The sequence below is a fragment of the Amycolatopsis ponsaeliensis genome (assembly GCF_030182635.1).
Taxonomy (GTDB): domain Bacteria; phylum Actinomycetota; class Actinomycetes; order Mycobacteriales; family Pseudonocardiaceae; genus Amycolatopsis; species Amycolatopsis ponsaeliensis.
The window spans coordinates 1-18,815 of sequence record NZ_JAPZLD010000048.1 but is presented as its reverse complement, the minus strand read 5'-3'; the positions used below and the strand labels follow the sequence as shown (position 1 = coordinate 18,815).

General features: G+C 72.2%; 17 protein-coding genes. 9 read left to right on the top strand and 8 right to left on the bottom strand.

Annotated features, from left to right (window positions below; all coding sequences use genetic code 11):
• Nucleotides 1–5: 5 nt before the first annotated feature.
• From QQ657_RS45425 to QQ657_RS45415, 3 genes are all read right to left on the bottom strand, one after another.
• Nucleotides 6–3,692: a CARDB domain-containing protein gene (locus QQ657_RS45425; protein WP_284748609.1), complete on the bottom strand. Its 3,687-nt coding sequence runs from the start codon at nucleotides 3,690–3,692 to the stop codon at nucleotides 6–8.
• 103 nt (nucleotides 3,693–3,795) lie between these two features.
• Nucleotides 3,796–4,707: a TIGR03619 family F420-dependent LLM class oxidoreductase gene (locus QQ657_RS45420; protein ID WP_284748608.1), complete on the bottom strand. Its 912-nt coding sequence runs from the start codon at nucleotides 4,705–4,707 to the stop codon at nucleotides 3,796–3,798.
• Nucleotides 4,708–4,749: 42 nt separating this feature from the next.
• A complete protein-coding gene (locus tag QQ657_RS45415; RefSeq protein ID WP_284748607.1) occupies nucleotides 4,750–5,619 on the bottom strand; it encodes an FkbM family methyltransferase in 870 nt (289 codons plus the stop codon).
• Between the two features lie 9 nt (nucleotides 5,620–5,628).
• On the opposite strand from QQ657_RS45415, the gene QQ657_RS45410 reads away from it, so the two are divergent.
• The 5 genes from QQ657_RS45410 (at nucleotide 5,629) to QQ657_RS45390 (ending at nucleotide 11,328) form a co-directional block, all read left to right on the top strand.
• Nucleotides 5,629–6,072 carry a hypothetical protein gene (locus tag QQ657_RS45410; RefSeq protein WP_284748606.1) on the top strand — a complete coding sequence of 148 codons (444 nt, stop codon included), beginning with the start codon at nucleotides 5,629–5,631 and terminating at the stop codon, nucleotides 6,070–6,072.
• Between the two features lie 572 nt (nucleotides 6,073–6,644).
• Nucleotides 6,645–7,844 carry a sialidase family protein gene (locus tag QQ657_RS45405; protein WP_284748605.1) on the top strand — a complete coding sequence of 400 codons (1,200 nt, stop codon included), beginning with the start codon at nucleotides 6,645–6,647 and terminating at the stop codon, nucleotides 7,842–7,844.
• Between the two features lie 5 nt (nucleotides 7,845–7,849).
• Nucleotides 7,850–8,743 (top strand): isocitrate lyase/PEP mutase family protein, encoded by an 894-nt coding sequence (locus QQ657_RS45400; protein ID WP_284748604.1) that lies wholly within the window; start codon nucleotides 7,850–7,852, stop codon nucleotides 8,741–8,743.
• A 142-nt stretch (nucleotides 8,744–8,885) separates the two neighbouring features.
• A complete protein-coding gene (ligA, locus tag QQ657_RS45395; RefSeq protein ID WP_284748603.1) occupies nucleotides 8,886–10,877 on the top strand; it encodes an NAD-dependent DNA ligase LigA in 1,992 nt (663 codons plus the stop codon).
• 58 nt (nucleotides 10,878–10,935) lie between these two features.
• Nucleotides 10,936–11,328, top strand: a complete 393-nt coding sequence (locus QQ657_RS45390) for a hypothetical protein (protein ID WP_284748602.1) — start codon at nucleotides 10,936–10,938, stop codon at nucleotides 11,326–11,328.
• A 3-nt stretch (nucleotides 11,329–11,331) separates the two neighbouring features.
• Here QQ657_RS45390 and QQ657_RS45385 read toward each other — a convergent pair whose 3' ends face one another.
• Together QQ657_RS45385 and QQ657_RS45380 are read right to left on the bottom strand one after the other, a co-directional pair.
• On the bottom strand, nucleotides 11,332–11,472 hold the full coding sequence (locus tag QQ657_RS45385) for a hypothetical protein (protein ID WP_284748601.1): 141 nt from the start codon (nucleotides 11,470–11,472) through the stop codon (nucleotides 11,332–11,334).
• Nucleotides 11,473–11,513: 41 nt separating this feature from the next.
• On the bottom strand, nucleotides 11,514–12,341 hold the full coding sequence (locus QQ657_RS45380; RefSeq protein ID WP_284748600.1) for a phytanoyl-CoA dioxygenase family protein: 828 nt from the start codon (nucleotides 12,339–12,341) through the stop codon (nucleotides 11,514–11,516).
• 83 nt (nucleotides 12,342–12,424) lie between these two features.
• On the opposite strand from QQ657_RS45380, the gene QQ657_RS45375 reads away from it, so the two are divergent.
• A complete protein-coding gene (locus QQ657_RS45375) occupies nucleotides 12,425–13,396 on the top strand; it encodes a LacI family DNA-binding transcriptional regulator (protein WP_284748599.1) in 972 nt (323 codons plus the stop codon).
• A 3-nt stretch (nucleotides 13,397–13,399) separates the two neighbouring features.
• Here QQ657_RS45375 and QQ657_RS45370 read toward each other — a convergent pair whose 3' ends face one another.
• Complete coding sequence (locus QQ657_RS45370) at nucleotides 13,400–13,828, bottom strand: hypothetical protein (protein WP_284748598.1); 429 nt, start codon at nucleotides 13,826–13,828, stop codon at nucleotides 13,400–13,402.
• A gap of 156 nt (nucleotides 13,829–13,984) precedes the next feature.
• Here QQ657_RS45370 and QQ657_RS45365 point away from each other — a divergent pair, with 156 nt between their 5' ends.
• Complete coding sequence (locus QQ657_RS45365; protein ID WP_284748597.1) at nucleotides 13,985–15,166, top strand: sensor histidine kinase; 1,182 nt, start codon at nucleotides 13,985–13,987, stop codon at nucleotides 15,164–15,166.
• 28 nt (nucleotides 15,167–15,194) lie between these two features.
• Nucleotides 15,195–15,833, top strand: a complete 639-nt coding sequence (locus tag QQ657_RS45360) for a response regulator (protein ID WP_434056844.1) — start codon at nucleotides 15,195–15,197, stop codon at nucleotides 15,831–15,833.
• Here QQ657_RS45360 and QQ657_RS45355 read toward each other — a convergent pair.
• Nucleotides 15,726–16,274: an RDD family protein gene (locus tag QQ657_RS45355; RefSeq protein WP_284748595.1), complete on the bottom strand. Its 549-nt coding sequence runs from the start codon at nucleotides 16,272–16,274 to the stop codon at nucleotides 15,726–15,728. The two genes, QQ657_RS45360 and QQ657_RS45355, sit on opposite strands and share 108 nt — an antisense overlap.
• Before the next feature lie 157 nt (nucleotides 16,275–16,431).
• On the opposite strand from QQ657_RS45355, the gene QQ657_RS45350 reads away from it, so the two are divergent.
• Nucleotides 16,432–18,099 (top strand): alpha/beta hydrolase, encoded by a 1,668-nt coding sequence (locus tag QQ657_RS45350; RefSeq protein ID WP_284748594.1) that lies wholly within the window; start codon nucleotides 16,432–16,434, stop codon nucleotides 18,097–18,099.
• On the opposite strand, the gene QQ657_RS45345 is transcribed toward QQ657_RS45350, so the two are convergent.
• Nucleotides 18,080–18,688 carry a hypothetical protein gene (locus QQ657_RS45345; protein ID WP_284748593.1) on the bottom strand — a complete coding sequence of 203 codons (609 nt, stop codon included), beginning with the start codon at nucleotides 18,686–18,688 and terminating at the stop codon, nucleotides 18,080–18,082. The two genes, QQ657_RS45350 and QQ657_RS45345, sit on opposite strands and share 20 nt — an antisense overlap.
• Nucleotides 18,689–18,815 lie beyond the last annotated feature (127 nt).

Sequence of the window (18,815 nt, the reverse complement as noted above, 5' to 3'; positions counted from 1 at the left end):
TTCCGTCACTTCCCGTTACGCCGGCCGGATGCGACCACCGCCGGAATCGGGGCGCCGTTGATCACGAACTGCGACCCCGGTTCGATGACGACGTCTCCCTTCGCCGAGCCCGAAATCGTCACGTTCGTCAGCGTCGCGCTGCCGCGGGCGCCGCTCATCGCGAGGATCCCCGCGCCGTTGTTCGACTGGTCGATCTTGACGTTCGAGACCGCCGCCGTCACGACCCCTCCCCCGGTCTTGAACTGGATGCCGTCGTAGGTCGAGTCGTGGATCTCGGTGTCCCGCAGCGTCACCCCCGGGATGTCCTTGCCCTGCGCGAAGAACGTGATCGCGCCGAACTGCTGCTGCTCGCCCCAGAAGACGCCGCCGCAGCGGTAGAGGGCGTTGTTGGCGATCGTCGTCTGCCCGGAGAACGGCAGCGGGTCGTGGTCGGTCGCCAGCATGATGCCCGGGTAGTTCATCGTGTCGTAGACGAGGTTGTTCTCGATCCGGTTCCCGTACCCGCCGTAGACCGCGATCCCGTTGGCGCGCCAGGGAAGCTGGATCGTGTTGTTGGTGAACACGTTGTCGTGCCCGATGTCGGTCGACGGGTCCTTCACGTACTGGTTGGCCCACACCGCGAGCGAGTCGTCCCCGGTGGTGCGGAAGGACGAGTTGAACACCCGCGAGTTGCGCGTGCCGTTGGTGAAGTTGATGCCGTCGGCGTAGGTGTCGCGGACCCGCATGCCGCTGAACTCCAGGCCGTCGGCCGGGCCCCACAGCTCGGGCTTGTTGCTGTAGTCGCGGCCGACCCACACGCCGACGTTGGCGTGCTCGATCCAGACGTTCGAGATCTTCGTGCCGGTGCCGAAGCGGCCGTTGAGCCCGACACCGCCCTCGGCGTTCCCGTCCCCGCCGCGGATCCGGCCGGACCCGAAGATCGCGATGTCCGAGAGCAGGACGTTCTTGTCGATGTCGAACCCGAAGTTGCCTTCGTGCGGGTGGTTGATGGTGCCCGCGTCCTGCGGCTGGATCAGCGAGTACAGCTGCGACCGCCACATGCCGGCGCCGCGGATCGTCACGTTGGAGATGCCGATCTGGTTGTACTGGCCGCCGCCGTTGGGCACGGTCGGGTCGTCGGTCAGGATCTTGGACTCCTGCCGCCACTGGCCTTCCGGGATCCAGACGCAGCTGATGACGCCGTTCTGGTCGTCGGTCACCGCACGCTGGATCGCCGGAGCGTCGTCGACGCCATCGTCCGGCACCGCGCCGTACTGGGTGATCGACGTGCACTCGGCCGGCTTCGGCAGCGCGGGCGCCACCTGCTCCAGGTCGACGAGGTCGATGACGTAGTACGCCGCGTTGTCGCCGTTGTCCCGCTGCAGCTTGAACTTCGTGCCCGGCGGGTACGACTGGGCCAGCAGGGCGTGCGACTCGTCGAACAGCCGCCGCGCGTCTCCGCCGGGCCGGTTGGTGAGGCCCTCGGGGTCGTCGGTGGTGCCGTAGAGCCAGCTGTGGGTCGAGGACAGCGTCAGCTTCTGCGCGAACGTGCCGTTGACGTACAGGCTGAGCGTGTAGTCCTGCCCGCCGCCGGCCGCGGCGTCGGGCACCGAGTTGCGCACCACGATCGAGTTCGACTGGTTCGTGGACGTGACCTCGACGTACTGGCCCTGGCTCGCCAGCCGCACGGACTGGCGGCCCGAGGACTCGGTCGCGAAGTTCGTGTGGCCGAACGTGCGCAGCGGGTCGGTCTGGAGCAGTTGGCCTTGGTACTGCGCGGATTCCGCTTCGTACTCGGTGTACGGCACCGCCGCGCCGCGGCCCACCACGATCGCCCGGGAGAGGTCGTTGTTGGACTCGTTGGTCTCGGCGACGGTGTTCGTCGAGTCGGCCGTCGCGGTGAGGGTCGCGCCGCCGGAGGTGGCGGTCCACGTGCCGGAGATCGCGACGTTCGCCGTCGCCCCGGCCGCGATCGCGCCCGTGGCGCCGGTGAGCGTGGTGGCGCCGGCGGTCAGCCGGGTCACCGACGTGCCGGAGGCGCTCGTGCCGCGGTTGTGCACCGCGACGGTGAACGACACCGCCGTGCCGGCCGCCGGGTTCGGCGGGTTCGACGTGATGCCGGTGACCTCGAGGTCCGGACCCGGCGCCTGCGCGATCACGAGCGGCGTCGGCGAGGTGAACGTGTTGTTCGTGTCGTCCTGCTCGACGACCGTGTTGGCGGGGTCGACCGTGGCCGACACTCTGTAGGTGCCCTGCGGCCGGGTGCCCGCGTTCACGGTCACCGTCGTGGACGCGCCCGCGGCGAGGGCGCCGACGGCCGCGGTGCCGACGACGGTCCCGCCCAGACTCACGTTCACGGTCGTGGCCGCCGCGGCGGCGGTGCCCGCGTTGCGCACGGTCGCGGAGACGGCGAGCTGGCTCGTCTCCGTCGGGTTCGCCGGGGTCCAGGTGGTGCCGGTGACGACGAGGTCCGGGTTCGGCGCCGGGGTGCCGAACACCTGGAACTCCGCGACCTGCGCGCCGGGCGCGCCGGAGTTGGCGGCGAACTGCAGCCGAATATCTGCAGCCCGCCCGCTGACCGGGATGGTCACCGTGTTCTGGTTGGCCGCGGGGTCGAAGCGGTAGTCGGCGCCGGCTTTGAGCGAGCTGAACGCGGTGGCGCCCTGGTCGCGGCCGAGGACCTCGAAGTTCTGCGTCCGCGCGCCCCAGACCGGGTCCGGGTTGAGCTTCACGACGACCTGGTCGAGATCGGCGTTCGCCCCGAGCTTCACGGTCAGCGTGCTCGACTGGCCCGAAGCTTCCCAGTAGGTGGCGGTGTCGTTGTCGTTCGCATTGGCGGCGACGAAGGAGAAGACGCTCGACGACGCCTCGATCGGCTTGCCCGCGGCGAGGTTCTGGCCGGCTTGGGTGCCTTGGCGCACGACGTGGTTGCTGTCGGCGGACTCGTGCCCGGCGGCGTCCTTGGCCCGCACGAAGTACTCGACGCGGGCGCCGGCGGGCCGGGTCTCGGTGAAGGTGGTGGCGGTGACCGTGGTGACGGGCGTGCCGTCGCGGTAGACGGTGTAGCCGGTGACGCCGACGTCGTCGGTCGAAGCCGACCACGTCAGCTTGACCTGGCCGGACGCGGGCTCGGTCAGCGCGAGGTTCGCCGGGGCGGTCGGCGCCTGCGTGTCGCCGGTGTCGGGCCCGTAGAGCTCGAATTCCGAGAGCTGCGCGGCCGGCCACTGGGTGTTCGCGGTGACGTTCAGCCGGACGTACCGGGTCGAGGCCGTCACCGGGATGGTCACGGTGTTGGCGCTCGGGGCGAAGGCGTACCCGCTCGACGCGGCGAGGTCGGTGAAGCTCGTGCCGTCGGTGCTGCCGCGCACGGCGAGGGTCTGGGTGCGGGCCTCCCAGCCGGTGGGCAGCTTCAGCACGATCCGCGAGAGGGACTTGGTGGAGCCGAGGTCGGCCTGGATCCACTGCGGGAAGGCGTTGTTCGCGGACTCCCAGTAGGTGGCCTGGTTCCCGTCGACGGCGTTGGCGACGGGATAGCCGGGCAGCGCGCTGCTCGCCGACACCGTCCGGGTCAGGGGCACGTCCGCGAGGGCGGCCGCCGCCGCTTCGGGTGAGCCGGGTGGGCCGCTCGCCGCGGAGGCGAGGGAGAGCCCGGCGACGGACAGCCCCACGGCGAGGAAACCGGCGATGAGCCGGGACAGGCGCGTACGAGTCATGGCGTCTTCTCTTCTTCGAGACGGCGGGGGACGGGAGCCTGAGCCACCCGAGCATGCAACAAGTGAGCGCCGTCACGCAAGAAGTAGACATCGATCAGAAAATTTACGACTCTTTCGCCGTCACCCGACTGGAGTAGTCACCCGAAGTCACAGCCCCAACCGGACGAACGAGGGCGAACCGCTCGGCGAAGGCCGCCATCTCCTCCCGCCGGCCGTCCCGGTCGGCGGCCGTGGGGCTGACGACGACGCGGGTCACGCCGTCTCGCGCGAGGTTCTCGGCGTCCACTTCGGACATTCCGATCGACCCCCATCGCGTGTACTGCAAGGCATCCGGGTCCCGGCCGGTTTCGCTCGCGTACGCCCGGGCGAGCTCGAACTGACGGCGGCGCTCGTCCGGGGCGAGCAGGCCGCCGGGGAAGAAGCCGTCCCCGCGCCGCCCGGCCCGCCGCGCGGCGGCCGCGCTCGAACCCCCGACGTGGATCGGCAGGCCACCGCCGACCGGCTTCGGGAAGCTGCAGACGGCGTCGAGCGTGAAGAACTCCCCCGCGTGGCCGACGCCGTCCGCGTCCCCGGCCCAGAGCAGCCGCAGGACGTCCATCGCCTCGTCGGCCCGGCGGCCGCGGGTGGCGAAGTCGACCCCGGTGGCCGCGGCCTCGCCGGGCAGCGCGCCGACGCCGATGGTGAGCAGCCGCATGCGCCCGCCGGACAGCAGGTCGACCGTCGCCAGCCGCTTGGCGAGCACCACCGGGTGGTGGTAGGGCAACAGCAGGACACCGGTACCGAGCAGGAGCCGCCGCGTGCCGGCGGCGACGAAGGCCAGGCACTCGAGCGGGTCACCGTAGGGCAGCGCCGGGTCCAGCTCCATCGGCCCGATCTTCGCGCCGGGCTGGAGGGCGACGTGCTCCGGCACGTAGAGCGATTCGAAGCCGAGGTCTTCGGCGTCCTGCGCGAACCGCATGAGGTTGTCTGGGTCGACGCCGAAGTGGGGCGTGCTGTAGCTGATTCCGAACTTCACACCGGGCGACGCTAAACAGTGACGCCCACGTCAAGGCAAGGCTCAGCGGAGCGCGAACACCATCCCGATGTCCGCGGCCTCCTGGACCGGGTCCTGCACGGCCTCGACCGTGAACCCGCGCGTGGCGAACACTTCGCGGACGCGGTCGCGGTTCTCCGCCCACCCTTCGACCTCGACGACCGCCTGCCGGACCAGTGGCCAGTGCCGCTCTTCGATCCCCCGCAGCACTTCGTGCTCGGCGCCCTCGACGTCGACCTTGAGCAGGTCGATGCGGTCGATCCCCTCCTCGTCGAGCACCGGGGACAGCGGCCGGACGCGGACGCGGTGCGTCTCGAGGTCGCGCATCACCTTCAACTGGCGGCCGACCAGGCCACGCAGGATCGGCGCCGGCACGCGGCGCGCGGCCGGGCCCATGCCGCCCTGCCGGATCATGGCGACGATGCTGGCGGTGACCCGCTTGCGCTCGGCCTCGACGTTCCCCTCGTCCCGCCACGACGACGAGAAGATCGTCGCGCCCGGGAAGTAGCTGAAGTCGAGCTCGTCCTCGCCGGCCGCGAGCCCGAAGGGCAGCGCTTTCAGCCGCCCCGCGAAGAAGTCCCGGCTGTTGTGCTCCAGCTTCTCGTAGAGCGGCGGCAACGGCTCGAACGCGAAGATCCGCACGTCACCGCCGAGCCGTTCGTAGACCGCCGCGGAGAAGACGCCGACGTTGGCCCCGACGTCGAGGACGGTCGCGCCGGGGGCGAGCTCGACGCCGTGGGCGAAGTAGCCGCCGACTTCCTCGCGGAGGAACGACACTTCCCACGGGTTGATGCTGTGCAGGTCCATCGTCACGCGCAGAGGCTTATCAGGCCCGGCGCCCGCGAGCCAGCCCCATTGGTAGGTCACCCGTTCGTGGGCGAGGACGTGGGCCACACTGGGACCATGACCGCGACGCTGCTCATCACCCGCCAGCTCGAGGTGCACGACCACGTGCTGTCGCGCGGCTGGCGGCTCGACGGGGACACCGGCCCCGCCGACGTCAAGTTCCTCGACGACGCCACCGCTGGCTGGTCGTACCCGGCCAGCTTCGGCGGCGAGCGGACCAACCCGGTCTCCGACACCACCCCGGCCGTCCTGCAGTGCTACTTCACCTTCGGCGACGAGGGCGACGTCGTGTTCGCGGTCGTCCCGGCGGGCAACCTGCGCGGCAGCGGGTGCGCGAAGCACGACACGCGTGAGCGTCAGTTCCCGCTCACCGGCGACGGCCGGGTCGACCTGGTCACGCTCACGGCGATGCTCGACGAGCTGGAGCCGCTCGCGCGGGCGCACGACGTCCACGCGCTCGTCGAGTGCCTGTACTTCGGGCCGTGCGCCAGCCGACCTTGAGCCGGCACTCGGTGCCCAGCGTGAACGCCATGACGTACCGGTGGCGGGACAGGAGGTCCGTGGCCGTCGCCTGCGGCAGCGGTCCGCTCCACCCAGGATTCGCCGACGTAGCCCGGTGAAGTACAGCCGGTCGTGCCGGGCGCCGGCTCCGGCACGAGGTAGCTCACCGCGGGCACGGACCCGGCGTCGACCTTGCCGGCCTGGGCCTCGGTGACCCGGTAGTAGTCGACCGCGCTCTGGCGCCCTCCGCGGTCTTCGTGCCAGCCCGAGGCCCGGCCCGCGGCGTCGATCTCGCCGAGGCACGCGGGGAAATCGCCGTCGAAGCCCGCCTCCCGACTGTAGGTCGTCCGGCAGGTGATCGTTTCGGGGCTCCCGGCACCGAATTCGGTGGCAGAGTCGATTTCGCACACTTCACGCGTCCACGGCTGCGCCCACTCGGCCCACGGCGCCCCCACCGCGTGCCCATCCGGGCACCCAGCGTGGTCCTTGACTGATACGGCCGGCCTCCTTAAGTTGTCGGGACATAGGACGTCAGACATCCCATGTCCTACCTCAACGAGGAGGTCGAACCGGTGGTTCGCAGGTTCAGCACGATCCTTCTGGCGGCGACGGCGACCGCGCTGTCCCTCACCCCCGCGGCCACGGCCGGCCCGGCGCACGGATGCGCGTCGTCGGTGGCCTTCACCTCCGGCACCGAGGGCTACGACACCTTCCGCATCCCCGCGGTGGTCCGGGCCGCGAACGGCGCGCTCGTCGCGTTCGCCGAAGGACGGCGTGACTCGGCCGGGGACTCCGGCGCCATCCAGACGGTGTCGCGCACCTCTCGCGACGGCGGCTGCACCTGGGGCCCGCTGTCCGTCGTGGACAGCAACGGCGACGCCACGGCCGGCAACCCGACGCCGGTGCTCGCGCGGGACGGCGAGCTCGTGCTGCTGACCGTCCACAACGGACCCGTGTCGGAGAAGCAGATCATGTCCGGGCAGGCGTCCGCGCAGGACACCCGCCGCGTCTTCGTGCTGCGCAGCCGCGACAACGGCCGCACCTGGTCCCCGGCGCGGGACATCACCGCCGACGCGAAGCTGCCGGGCTGGCGGTGGTACGCCACCGGCCCCGGGCACGCCACGCTGCTGCGGCACGGCCCGCACGCCGGCCGGATCGTGGTGCCCGCCAACCACTCCAGCTCCCCGCCGGCCGGCTCCCCCGACGTCGGCACCGAGGCGAAGTACTACGGCGGCCACGACCTCTACAGCGACGACGACGGCCGCACCTGGCACATCGGCTTCGCCGACGACCGGACCGACGGCGTCGTCGCGGCGAACGAGACGTCGGCGACCGAGCTGCCCGACGGCACGCTCTACTTCTCCAGCCGCAACCAGGGCTCCGCCGCCGAGCACCGCGTCGACGGCTACAGCGTGGACGGCGGCAAGACGCTCGTCCGGCCGTACCAGGTGCAGCCGTCGGTGTCCGGGACGAAGGTCGAGGGCAGCGTCCTGCAGACGACGATCCCGTGGCTGATGCTGTATTCGGGGCCGGCCGACCCCGCGACGCGCGCGGTGCTGCAGCTGCGGCTGAGCACCGACCGCGGGCACACGTGGCAGGCGGGCCGCACGCTGACCACCGGGCCGGCGGCCTACTCCGACCTGGTACAGGCCGACCCGGCCACGATCGGCGTCCTGTACGAGACGGGCGCGGCCGGTCCGTACGAGAAGATCGTGTTCGAGCGGGTGGGTTCGGCTCCGGGACAGCTCGGGAACGCCCCCGCGAGGAGGTGATCGACGTGGCCGATCTGCTGGGTCCGCGCGTCCCGGGACCGGCGCGGCTGCGCGAGCTGCTCGCCGGCGACGATCTCGTCGTCGCACCGGGAGCGTACGACGCGCTGAGCGCCCGGCTGGTCGAGGCGGCCGGGTTCCCGGCGGTCTACATGACCGGCTTCGGCACGACGGCGTCGCTGCTCGGCCGTCCCGACGTCGGTCTCCTGACGATGACGGAGATGGTCCAGGCGGCGAGCCGGATCCGCTCGGTGGTGGAGGTCCCGGTGATCGCCGACGCGGACACCGGCTACGGCAACGCGCTGAACGTGATCCGCACGGTCCGCGAGTACGAGGCGGCCGGAGTGGCGGCGATCCACCTGGAGGACCAGGTGGCCCCGAAGCGCTGCGGGCACCTCGAAGGCAAGCGCGTGGTCCCGGCGGCGACCATGGTGGACCGGGTCCGGGCCGCGGTCGCCGCCCGGTCGGACCCGGACTTCGTGCTGATCGCCCGCACGGACGCCCGGGCGGTGGAAGGCTTCGACGCTGCGATCGACCGGGCCCGCCGCTACCGGGACGCCGGCGCGGACATGCTGTTCGTGGAGGCGTTGCAGTCCGAAGCCGAGATCGAACGGGTGGCGGAGACGTTCCGCGACGTGCCGCTGCTGTTCAACTGGGCGGAGGGCGGCAAGACTCCGCCGCTGGGGCGCGAGCGGTTGCGCGAGCTCGGCTTCCGGTTGGTGATCTGCCCGATCTCGACGCTGCTCGCGGCGACGGAGGCGATGCGCGCGGTGCTGGCCCGGATCGCGCGTGACGGGACGCCGGTCGAGGCGGTTCGCGAGCTGCCTGGGTTGACGGACTTCGCGGAGCTGGTGGGGCTGCCGGAAGTCGAGGAGATCGGCGACCGGTTCGGCGACGGCTGAGGCGGATCACGCGGCGATTCCGCACGCAGGGAGATGCGCGCGGGAACCGATGCGCCCCACCGGACCCGGGGGCCGGAGAGCCGCCCGGACGAGCGACCCCGAAGTAGCGGAACTGTCGGACCCGACCGGTAACGTCTCCCCCGTGGAAGCTCGAGACCGGATAACGGAACTGGCCGACCGCATCGTGGTCCTCCGCGACGCGTACTACCGGGGTTCGCCGTTGGTGGCGGACGCCGAGTACGACGCGGTCGAAGACGAGCTGCGCGGGCTCATCGAGGCGAACCCGGACCTGGCGCCGGACCCGAACCCGCTCGACCAGGTGGGCGCGCCCGCGGTGCTGCACGCCCCGATCCGGCACTCGCGCCCGATGCTTTCCCTCGAGAAAGCCACGAAACCCGAGCAGGTCGAGGCCTTCTTCGACCGCTTCCCCGGCCAGCCGGTCGTCGTCATGCCCAAACTGGACGGTCTGTCCCTCGCCGTCGTCTACGAGGACGGGCGGCTGCTGAGAGCCGTCACCCGGGGCGACGGCACGACCGGCGACGACGTCACCATGCTCGTCCGGGCGCTGACCGACGGGATCCCGGACCGGGTGAAAGCCCCGGGCCGGGTCGAGGTGCGGGGTGAGGCCGTCATGCTGCGCTCGACCTTCGCCGCCTACAACGTCGCGCACCCCGACAAGCCGCTGATCAACCCGCGCAACGCCGCGGCCGGCACGCTGCGGGCCAAGGACCCCGCCACCGTCGCCGAGCGGCGGCTGCGCTTCTTCGCCTTCGACCTCGACACCGACCCCGACAGCGCCGACACCGACCTCGGCAGCGCCCTGAACACGCTCGGGTTCACCGCCGCCGACATGCGCCGCTGCGCCGACGCGGCCGCCGCGCAGGCCGTCATCGGCGAGATCGAACAGCAGCGCAACGACCTGGACTACGACCTCGACGGCGCCGTCCTGCGGCTCGCCGACCGCACCGCCTACGCCGCCGCCGGCACCCGGTCGAGCTCGCCGCGCGGGGCGCTCGCCTTCAAGTTCGCCGCCGAGGAGAAGACCACCGTCCTGGCCGACGTCGTCTGGGACGTCGGCAAGACCGGCAAGATCGCCCCGGTCGCCTGGCTGGAACCGGTGTTCGTCGGCGGCACCACCGTCACCCGCGCGACGCTGGCCAACCAGGAGGTGATCAAGGCCCGCGGCATCAAGATCGGCGACACCGTCCTGGTCCGCCGCGCCGGGGACGTCATCCCCTTCGTGGCCGGCGTGCTCGACGCCTCGAAGCGCACCGGCGAGGAGCGGGAGATCGTCCCGCCTTCGGTCTGCCCGTCGTGCGGGCAGCCGCTGACCGAGCAGGGCAACAGCCGGGAACTGTTCTGCACCAACGTCGCCTGCCCCGCCCAGACCGTGCGGCGGCTGATCCACTGGGCGTCGCGCGCCGCGGCGGACATCGACGCCATCGGCGGCGTCTGGATCGAACGGCTCGCCGAGTCCGGCGACCTCGAGCACCCGTCGGACTTCTACCGGCTGACGAAGGAACGGCTGCTGGAGTTCGACCGCATCGGCGAGGTCTCGGCCACCCGCATGATCGAGTCGATCGACAGCAGCCGGTCGGTCGGGCTGCGCCGGGCGCTGATCGGGCTCGCCATCCCGATGGCGTCCGAAGGCACCGCCGCGCGCCTCTGCCGGGCGGGGTTCGGTTCCCTGGAGGACGTCGCGGCGGCGGGCACCGACGGGCTGGTCGCCGTCGAGGACATCGGGCCGAAGGTCGCCGCGTCGCTGATCGAGCACCTCACGCGGCTGCAGCCCGAGCTCGAACGGCTGCGGGAGCGGGGTGTGTCACTCGACGTCCGCGACGAGGACCTGCCCCCGGTCGTCGCGGCCGGTGCTCCCCTGGCCGGCAAGACCGTGGTCGTCACCGGGTCCATCAGCGACCCGCGCTCGGGCGAGAAGGTCCCCCGTCCGACGTTCCAGCGGCTCTGCGAGAAGGCCGGCGCGACCATCGCGTCGTCGGTCTCGGCGAGCACGGACCTGCTCATCACCGGCGCCGACGTCGGGGCCGCCAAACTCACGAAAGCGGAGAAGCACGGCGTGACCGTCGCCGACCAGAGCGAAATCTGGCCACAGCTGATCGAAGCCGGAATCATCTGACGCAGGGGCTCGTGAGATGCTGCGACCGCGCAGCAGGCCCGAGGGAGAGGCGGAGCGGGTGACCACCTGGACCGATGTGATCAACTTTGTCCGGACGCGGTACGAGGTCTTGGAGGACACCGACGGCTGGCTCCGGTTCCGCCTGGAAGGCCCGGACGGCCGGACGCAGCAGGTGACGGCGCACCACGTTGAGGAGCTGCACGGCGGAGCGTGGGTCGAGATCTCGTCCCCGGTCGGCTGGGCCGACAAGATCGACCTGCGGCGCCTGCTCGACCTGGCCGGCTCGTCGGCGGTCGGCGGCGCGGCGGTGGTCGACGGGGTCGCGTTGCTCAAGCACACCGTGCCGCTGGAGGACCTCAGCATCGAGCACGAGTTCGAGCGCCCGCTCAAGGCGGTCGTCGCGCGGGCGGACTCGCTGGAGCACGACCTCACGAAGTCGGACGAGTTCTAGCTCCTACAGGTGCATCGCGAGCCACAACGCCATCCAGGCGAGGCACGCCAGCGCGCCGCCCACTCCGAACGCCAGCAGCACGCGGCGCAATCCCGCGATGACCCCGGCCCGGCCCGACATTTCGGTGATCCCTGCATCAGCCATGCCGGAGGTTTTCCGCACACCGGGCCCGGCAAACATCCGGTTCAGGATTCACCCATCACCAGTCCCTCGATGGTGTGCTTCTGGGTGATCGGCTCCAGGGTGCCGACGATCGGGCAGCGCAGGTGAGCGCGCACGGACTCCGGCAGTGACGCCAGGAAGCCTTGTGTCACGGCAATGTCGTGGTGCTCGTCGTTGCCCGCGCCCGGTGCGTCGAGGCCCAGCACCAGCACCGGCCGGGACTTCGCCGAGTGGTTCGCCGTGCCGCGGTGAACGGTCAGCGCCGAGCGGATCGAGATGTCCCCCATCCGCGGGAACTTGCGCACCGCGAGCGAGCGGTAGCGCGGGTAGGCCGAGCGCGGCGGGAACATGCCGTGCTCGAACGCGGCCCCGTCGTCCCGGTGGGTGCCGGGGGCGATCTCGAACGGGCCCATGTCCGGCTCGGTGTCGACGGCGGTCACGTTGACGGCGAGCGAGGTCAGCCTGCGGTGGCGCGCCGTCTCCGCGGGCATCGGGAAGTCGCGGTGCCACGGCTGGTCGACCGCGCCGGCGAGCGGGACGTCGAACCCGACCTCGACGATCCGGTAGTCCGGCCCCAGCACGGCCTCGGCCACCGCGGTGATCCACGGGTGCCCGGCCAGGTCGGCGAACCCCCGCAGCTGTTCGGGGTGGATCTCGACGTAGTAGCGGTTCGGGCCGCGGCCGACGGCGCCGTCCGGCCGGGCGCGGGCCTCGGCGAACGCCGCGTCGATGTCCTCGCCGAGCCGGCGCACCCAGTCGCGCGGGAACGCCCGGGGCAGGCCGATGATGCCGTCCTCGGACAGCCGGGCGGTCAGGGACTCGACGTCGGCGGCGGTCAGGTTCGTGGTCATCCGGGCCTCCGAGGGGATCACGACGGCGTGGCGACTTCAGTTTGCAACGTGGCATGCCACGTTGCAAGAGGTAGGGTGCCGACGTGAACCCGAAGTTGCGGGACGTGGCCGAGCACGCCGGGGTGTCGGTGCGGACGGTGTCCAACGTGGTCAACGGCTTCCGCTACGTGGCCCCGGCGACCCGGGAGCGGGTGCAGGCGAGCATCGACGCGCTGGGCTACCGGCCGAACATGGCCGCCCGGACGCTGCGGCGCGGGCGGACCGGCCTGGTGGCCCTGGTCGTCCCGGAGATCGACTCGCCGTACTTCGCCGAGCTCGCCGCGCGGACGGTCCGCATCGCCGGACTCCGCGGCCTGACCGTGCTCATCGACCAGACCGACGGCGACGCCGAACGGGAGAAGGAGCTGCTGCACGGCCGCCGCAGCCAGCTCGTCGACGGCGTCGTGTTCAGCCCGTGGGCGGTGGCCCCGGCGGAACTGGCCGCGCGCACCGACAGCGTCCCGCTGGTGCTGCTCGGCGAGCACGACGGCACCGCCGGGGTCGACCACGTCGCGATCGACAACGTCGCCGCCGCGCGCGAGGCCACCGGGCACCTGCTGGCGACCGGCCGCCGGCGCATCGCCGCGGTGGGCATCCAGCCGCGCTCCCTCAACGCGACCGCCCGCCAGCGGCTCGCCGGCTACCGCGAAGCCCTGGGGGACCTGCCCCGGCTGGAGGTCCCGGTCCAGCGCCTGCACCGGGCCGACGGCCACCGGGCGATGCTCGAGCTGCTGGACCGGGCCGAGCCCCCAGACGCGGTCTTCTGCTTCACCGACGAACTCGCGCTGGGCGCGCTGCGCGCCGCCGCCGACCGCGGCCTGACCGTGCCGGACGACCTGGCGCTGGTGGGGTTCGACGACATCGAGGACGGCCGGTTCAGCGTCCCGGCCCTGACGACGGTGTCCCCGGACAAGGACCGGATCGCCGAACTCGCCCTGGACTGCCTGGCCGCCGAACCCGGGCCGCCGCGCTCGATCGTCGCCCCGCACCGGCTCGTGGTGCGCGGCACCAGCTGACGCTCACGCGTCCCGGTTCACCACGCGCAGGATGAGCCACTGGTCGAACCACGCGCCTGCCGTCGTCACGACCAGCATGACGAGGCCGAGGATCAGGTGCGTGTAGCTGTGCAGCGGCGCCGCGCTTTCGGTCAGCTTCGTCAGCCCGATCTGCAGGCCCAGCCGCAGCACGAAGAGCACGGCGACGAGCGCGAGTGCCTGCTTGCTGCGCCACACCGCGCGCAGGTACTTGCGGCGCCGGGACAGCAGTGTGAACCACAGTGTCAGGTGCACCGCTACGAGCGCGAGCGGCAGGTAGACGACCCACGAGTACCGGTCACTGAACTGCAAGCTGAAGTCGTTGCTCGCCACCAGGAGCCCGACGAGCACGAAGTACCAGCCCGGCAGGCCCTCGATCTTCCCCTGCCGGGTCGTGGGTTCGGCCTCCCGCATGAGAAATTCTCCGTTCCGGTTCATGCTCCGAGCCTTCCGGGAACCGCGGCGCGGGCGATCAACCGGCGGTACGAGATTCCGCCGCCGTCTCGTACCCAGGTACGAACTCTCGCCGCGAAGGGAGCGTGGGGACGCCGGGTGGGGCACCATCGGCAGATGACCTTCGCCCGCCACCCGGGGATCCCGTGGACCGGCCGCCGCGGCCCGCTGGTGGCCGAAGCGGTCGTCCTCGGCATGCTGGTGGTGCTCGACATGGTCCTCGCGTCGCGGGCCGTGCCGGGGCAAGGCCAGCTCGCCACGATCGCCCTGGAGTTCGCGCCCGGCGTCGGCCCGGTCGTGGCGCTGCTGGCCGTGCTGCGCCGCCGGTTCCCCGACCACATCGCCGGTCTCGCCAGTGCTGTGTCGGGCCTTTCGCTGCTGGGTTCGACGATCGCGGCCCTGCTCGCGGCGGCCGGAACGCGGCTCCCGCCGCAGCCCGGCGCGACCGAAACCCTCGCGATCGCGCTGCTGGTCGGCGCCTGCTGCCACCGGCTCTCCCCGCGAGCCGCCGCCGTCCAGGCCGTGCTCGGCGGCGCCGCCGCCACCCTCGCCCCGCTCCTGCGCTACGGCACCGGCTCCCCCGCCGCGCTCTACGCCGCCGGGGCCGCGGTGGTCTGGGGCGGCGCACTGGCCGGCGGGCTGGTCCTGCGCGATGCCGAGGTCCGCCACCGCGTGGACGTCCTCGAACTCCGGTCCGCCGAACGGCTCCGGCTGGCCCGCGAGCTGCACGACCTCGTCGCCCACCAGATCACCGGGATCGTCGTGCGCGTGCAGGCCGCGCACCGCGTCGCCGAGCGCTCCGGCGGCGACACCGCGACCTTCGCCGAGCTCGAAACCGCGGGCGCGACAGCGCTTTCCGCGATGCGCCGGCTCGTCGGCGCGCTGCGGACCGGCGACGAAGACCTCTTCGTGCCGCCCGCCGACCTCGCCACCGCCGTGGACCGCGCGGTCCCCGACGACGAGCGGATCCACCTCGACGTCAGCCCGGATCTGGCCACCCTGGCCGTCGCGCCGGAGGTCGTCACCACCGCGCACCGGCTGCTCACCGAGTCCCTCACGAACGTCCGCCGGCACGCGCCCGACGCCGTCGAAGTCCGGGTGCTCGTCCACCACGAACCTCGCGGCGAACTGCGCGTCGAGGTGGTCAACGACGGTGCCGCCCGGCCTGCCCGGCGGGGCGGCTACGGCCTGCTCGGGATGGCGGAGCGGGTCGCGGCGGTGGGCGGTACGGTGCAGGCCGGACCGGCGGAGGGCCGGCGCTGGCGCGTGCTCGCGCGGCTGCCGCTCGAACCCGGCTGAGGCGAGGGAGACGGGATTGCCGACGCGAGTGCTGATCGCCGACGACCAGGCGATGGTCCGCGCGGGGTTCCGGCTGATCCTCGAAGGCGAACCGGACATCGAGGTCGTCGGCGAGGCCGCCGACGGTGACCAGGCGGTGCGGCTGGCGCGCGAGCTGCGTCCGGACGTCACGCTGATGGACATCCGGATGCCCGGCGTGGACGGGCTGCGCGCCACGGAACTGCTGGCCGGCCCGGGTGTCCCGGACCCGCTGCACGTCGTGATGGTCACGACGTTCGGGCTGGACGAGAACGTGCACGCGGCCCTGCGCGCCGGCGCCTGCGGGTTCCTGCTCAAGGACGCCGGGCCGAACCTGCTCATCGAAGCCGTGCACGCGGCCGCGCACGGCGAAGCCCTCGTCTCCCCCGCGATCACGACGCGGCTGCTCGCGCACTACGCGCGCCGCGATCCCCGGACCGTCTCCGAGCCCGAAAGCCCGCTCACCCCGCGCGAACTCGACGTCGTGAAAGCCGTCGCCCGCGGTGAGACGAACGACGAGATCTGCCGCTCGCTGGTGGTTTCACTGCCGACGGTCAAGACCCACATCGGCTCGGTCAAGCGCAAGCTGGGCGCCCGCAACCGCACCGAGATCGCCATCTGGGCCTGGGAAAGCGGTCTGACCCGCTGACTTGGGTACGCGCACGACGACCGTGCGCGCCACGACGTCGCCGAACCGCTGGCGGCGGCGCGTCACGAGCATGACCACGGTGCCCGCGAGTCCCCACGCGAAGCCGTCGACGAGCATCAGCAGGTCGCGGACGACGAACGCGCCCAGCGACGGGTGCGTGCCTTCGAGGGTCTGGATCCGCAGGCGCAGCCAGCGCATCGCCGGGGTCTGGCCGCCGTGCCGGTAGGGCCACCACACCATGACGAACACGAGACCGAGGAAGTCCAGCGCCAGCATCGTGTAGAGGACGACCTCGAGGAACGTCAGCAGCCCCGGGCCGTGCGGGTGGAACAGCCACACCACCGCGATCGCGAGCAGCAGCATGGGGACGAAGACGAGCATCTCGTCCAGCAGGAACTGCACCAGGCGGCGCCCGACGATGCCGAGTCCCGGACGGGTCATGAGCCCATGATCTCGGTCCCGGCGCCCGGGCGCGCGCTGAGCCGTCTCATACCCGGGACCGAGCCGCGGGCCACGACTTCGTCCCCCGGGCTGATCACCGGCGGCCGCGACCGGGCCACGCTCGGGTGCCTCACCCGGCGACGGAAGGACACCCTCGGTGCGCATCTCCCGGACAGGCCTGGCGGCCGCGACGGCCGCCCTCTTCGCGGCCGCGGTGCCCGCCGCGGCGGCGGACCCGCTCACGCCCTACACGACGCAGCAGCTCCAGTGGGGCGACTGCCCGTTCAAGCCGGCCACCGGCGACGCGCCCGTGCAGTGCGCGCTCGTCACCGTGCCCCGGGACTGGGCGAGCCCGGCCGCGGGCACCGATCTCCAGGTGTCGATCAGCCGCGCGGCCGCGACGGGTGAGCGGCAGGGCGCGCTCCTGCTGAACCCGGGCGGGCCGGGCGGCCAGGGCACGCCGCTGGCCGGGTCGCTCGCCGCACTCGAGCCGTCGGTGCACCAGCTCTACGACTTCGTCGGCATGGACCCGCGCGGCACCGGCCACGCGGGCACGGACGACCAGGGCTTCCAGTGCGAGGTCCCGGTCGGCCGCCTGCCGCAGGGACCCCTCGACGCGCGCGATCGTTCGGCGGCGAGCGTCGCGGCGCACCAGCAGGTGCCGCGGGCGGTGGCCGAGGCCTGCCAGAGCGACGCGCTCGCGCCCTTCGTCACCACCTGGCAGACCGCGCACGACATGGACCTGATCCGCGCCCTGCTGGGCGACCGGAAGCTGAACTACCTCGGCTACTCCTACGGCACGTGGCTCGGCGCGAAGTACGCGTCGCTGTTCCCGGAGCACACCGGGCGGGTGATCCTCGACTCCAGCGTCAACTTCGAAGGCCGGCTGCAGGCCGACTTCGAGGCGTTCCCGGTGATCGACCAGCGCCAGTTCGACGACGTCTACGTGCCGTGGCTGGCCCGGAACTTCGCGGCGCAGCTCGGCGGGACGGCGGCGGAGGTGCAGGCGAAGTGGGAACGCGTCCGCGCCTACTACGGCACTCACGGCGTCTCCCCCGACACCTTCGACGGGATCTTCGTCGGCAACGGCAGCGAAATCCAGTGGCTGCTCGGCGCGTTGGTCTTCCTCCAGGGCGCCGCGGCGCTCGACGGGACGTCCGCCACTCCCCCGGCGGCGCTGGCGGAGTCGATGGATGCCGCGTCGCGCAGGGCGTTCGGCGTCCCGGCCGCGTCGCTTACGCCGGAGCGGGTAGCCGCCGCGGCGCCGGACTACACCCAGCGTCCCGGCACCCGGTACGCCGTCGCGTGCGGTGACCAGCCCACCCGTTCGGCGTCTTGGTACGAGCGGCTCAGCGACCGGCAGGGTCCGCGGTACCCGTTGTTCGGCTGGGCGTACGGTCTCGGTGAAACGTGTGGCTTCTGGTCGGACAAGCCACAGCACGAACTGCCTATGCTTCCTGCCTCGGTGGCGGCGAACATCCTTGTGGTGCAAGGAGAGTTCGATCCGCAGACGGGCTACGAGCAGGCGTCGGCGGCGGCGCGGTCGGCCGGGGTCCCGCTGGTGTCGGTGGACGATTCGCCGTTCCACGGCCAGTACGCACTGGCGGGCAACCCGTGCGTGGACGGGCTCGTGAACGTGTTCCTCACCAAGAATTCCCGGCCGCGCAGTACGACGTGCCCGGGCGTCCCGCTGATCGGCGAGGACCAGGTGTACCCGGTCACCGGGCCGGTGCGGAGCGCGACGCCGTCCGTCCGAACGCGACTCTCGTCGGACAGTGCTTTGCGTACGCGGGTCCGGAACGAGGTCAGTGCGATGAACCGCTGACGGTTCGTCCGGTCGGCCGGGTGCGGGCGAGCACGATCGCGGCGACGACCGTCCACACCATCGACAGCACCCGGCCCACCGGCAGCAGCGCACTCGCGTAATAGAAGGCCAGTGACAGCACCGAAAGCGTCGCCAGGCCGCCCGCGATGTACCCGAGCCAGCGGGCGAGCCCGTTCGCGGTCATGAGCACGAAGACGCCCAGAGTGACGACGTTGACGATCCCGCCGGCGTAGAAGCTGCCCAGCCGCAACGCCTGGACGGTGTCCAGCGACGCCGAGCCGGCGACGAGCGTCAGGGCGACGGTGAGCGCGCTCGAAACCACCATGGCCAGCACGGAAACGCCGGCGACCACCATCGCCGGCCTCCGCCCCACGGTCCAGGCGAAGACGGCGAACCCGAGAACGGACACGACCTGAAGCCCGGCGACGACGAGCGCGGCGGCGGGGTTGGCGCTGTAGTAGGCGGCGACGTCGGAGGCAGGGGCGTCGGGCAGGGGCAGGCTGCGGTCGGCGAGCGCACCGGCGAAGGTCACCGACAGGTAGGCGACCAGGAAGACGGCGGCCCCCGTGATCGCGCGAGGTGTGGACATGGATGCTCCTGGGAGGTCGGGCGGGGGGGGTGGCCGCGCCGCCGTCCCGCCGGGGCGGCCCCGGGCCCGGGGGGGGGGGCCGGGGGTCGCGGCGAACGTACGGGCCGGGGCGCGCGGGCGGACCCCC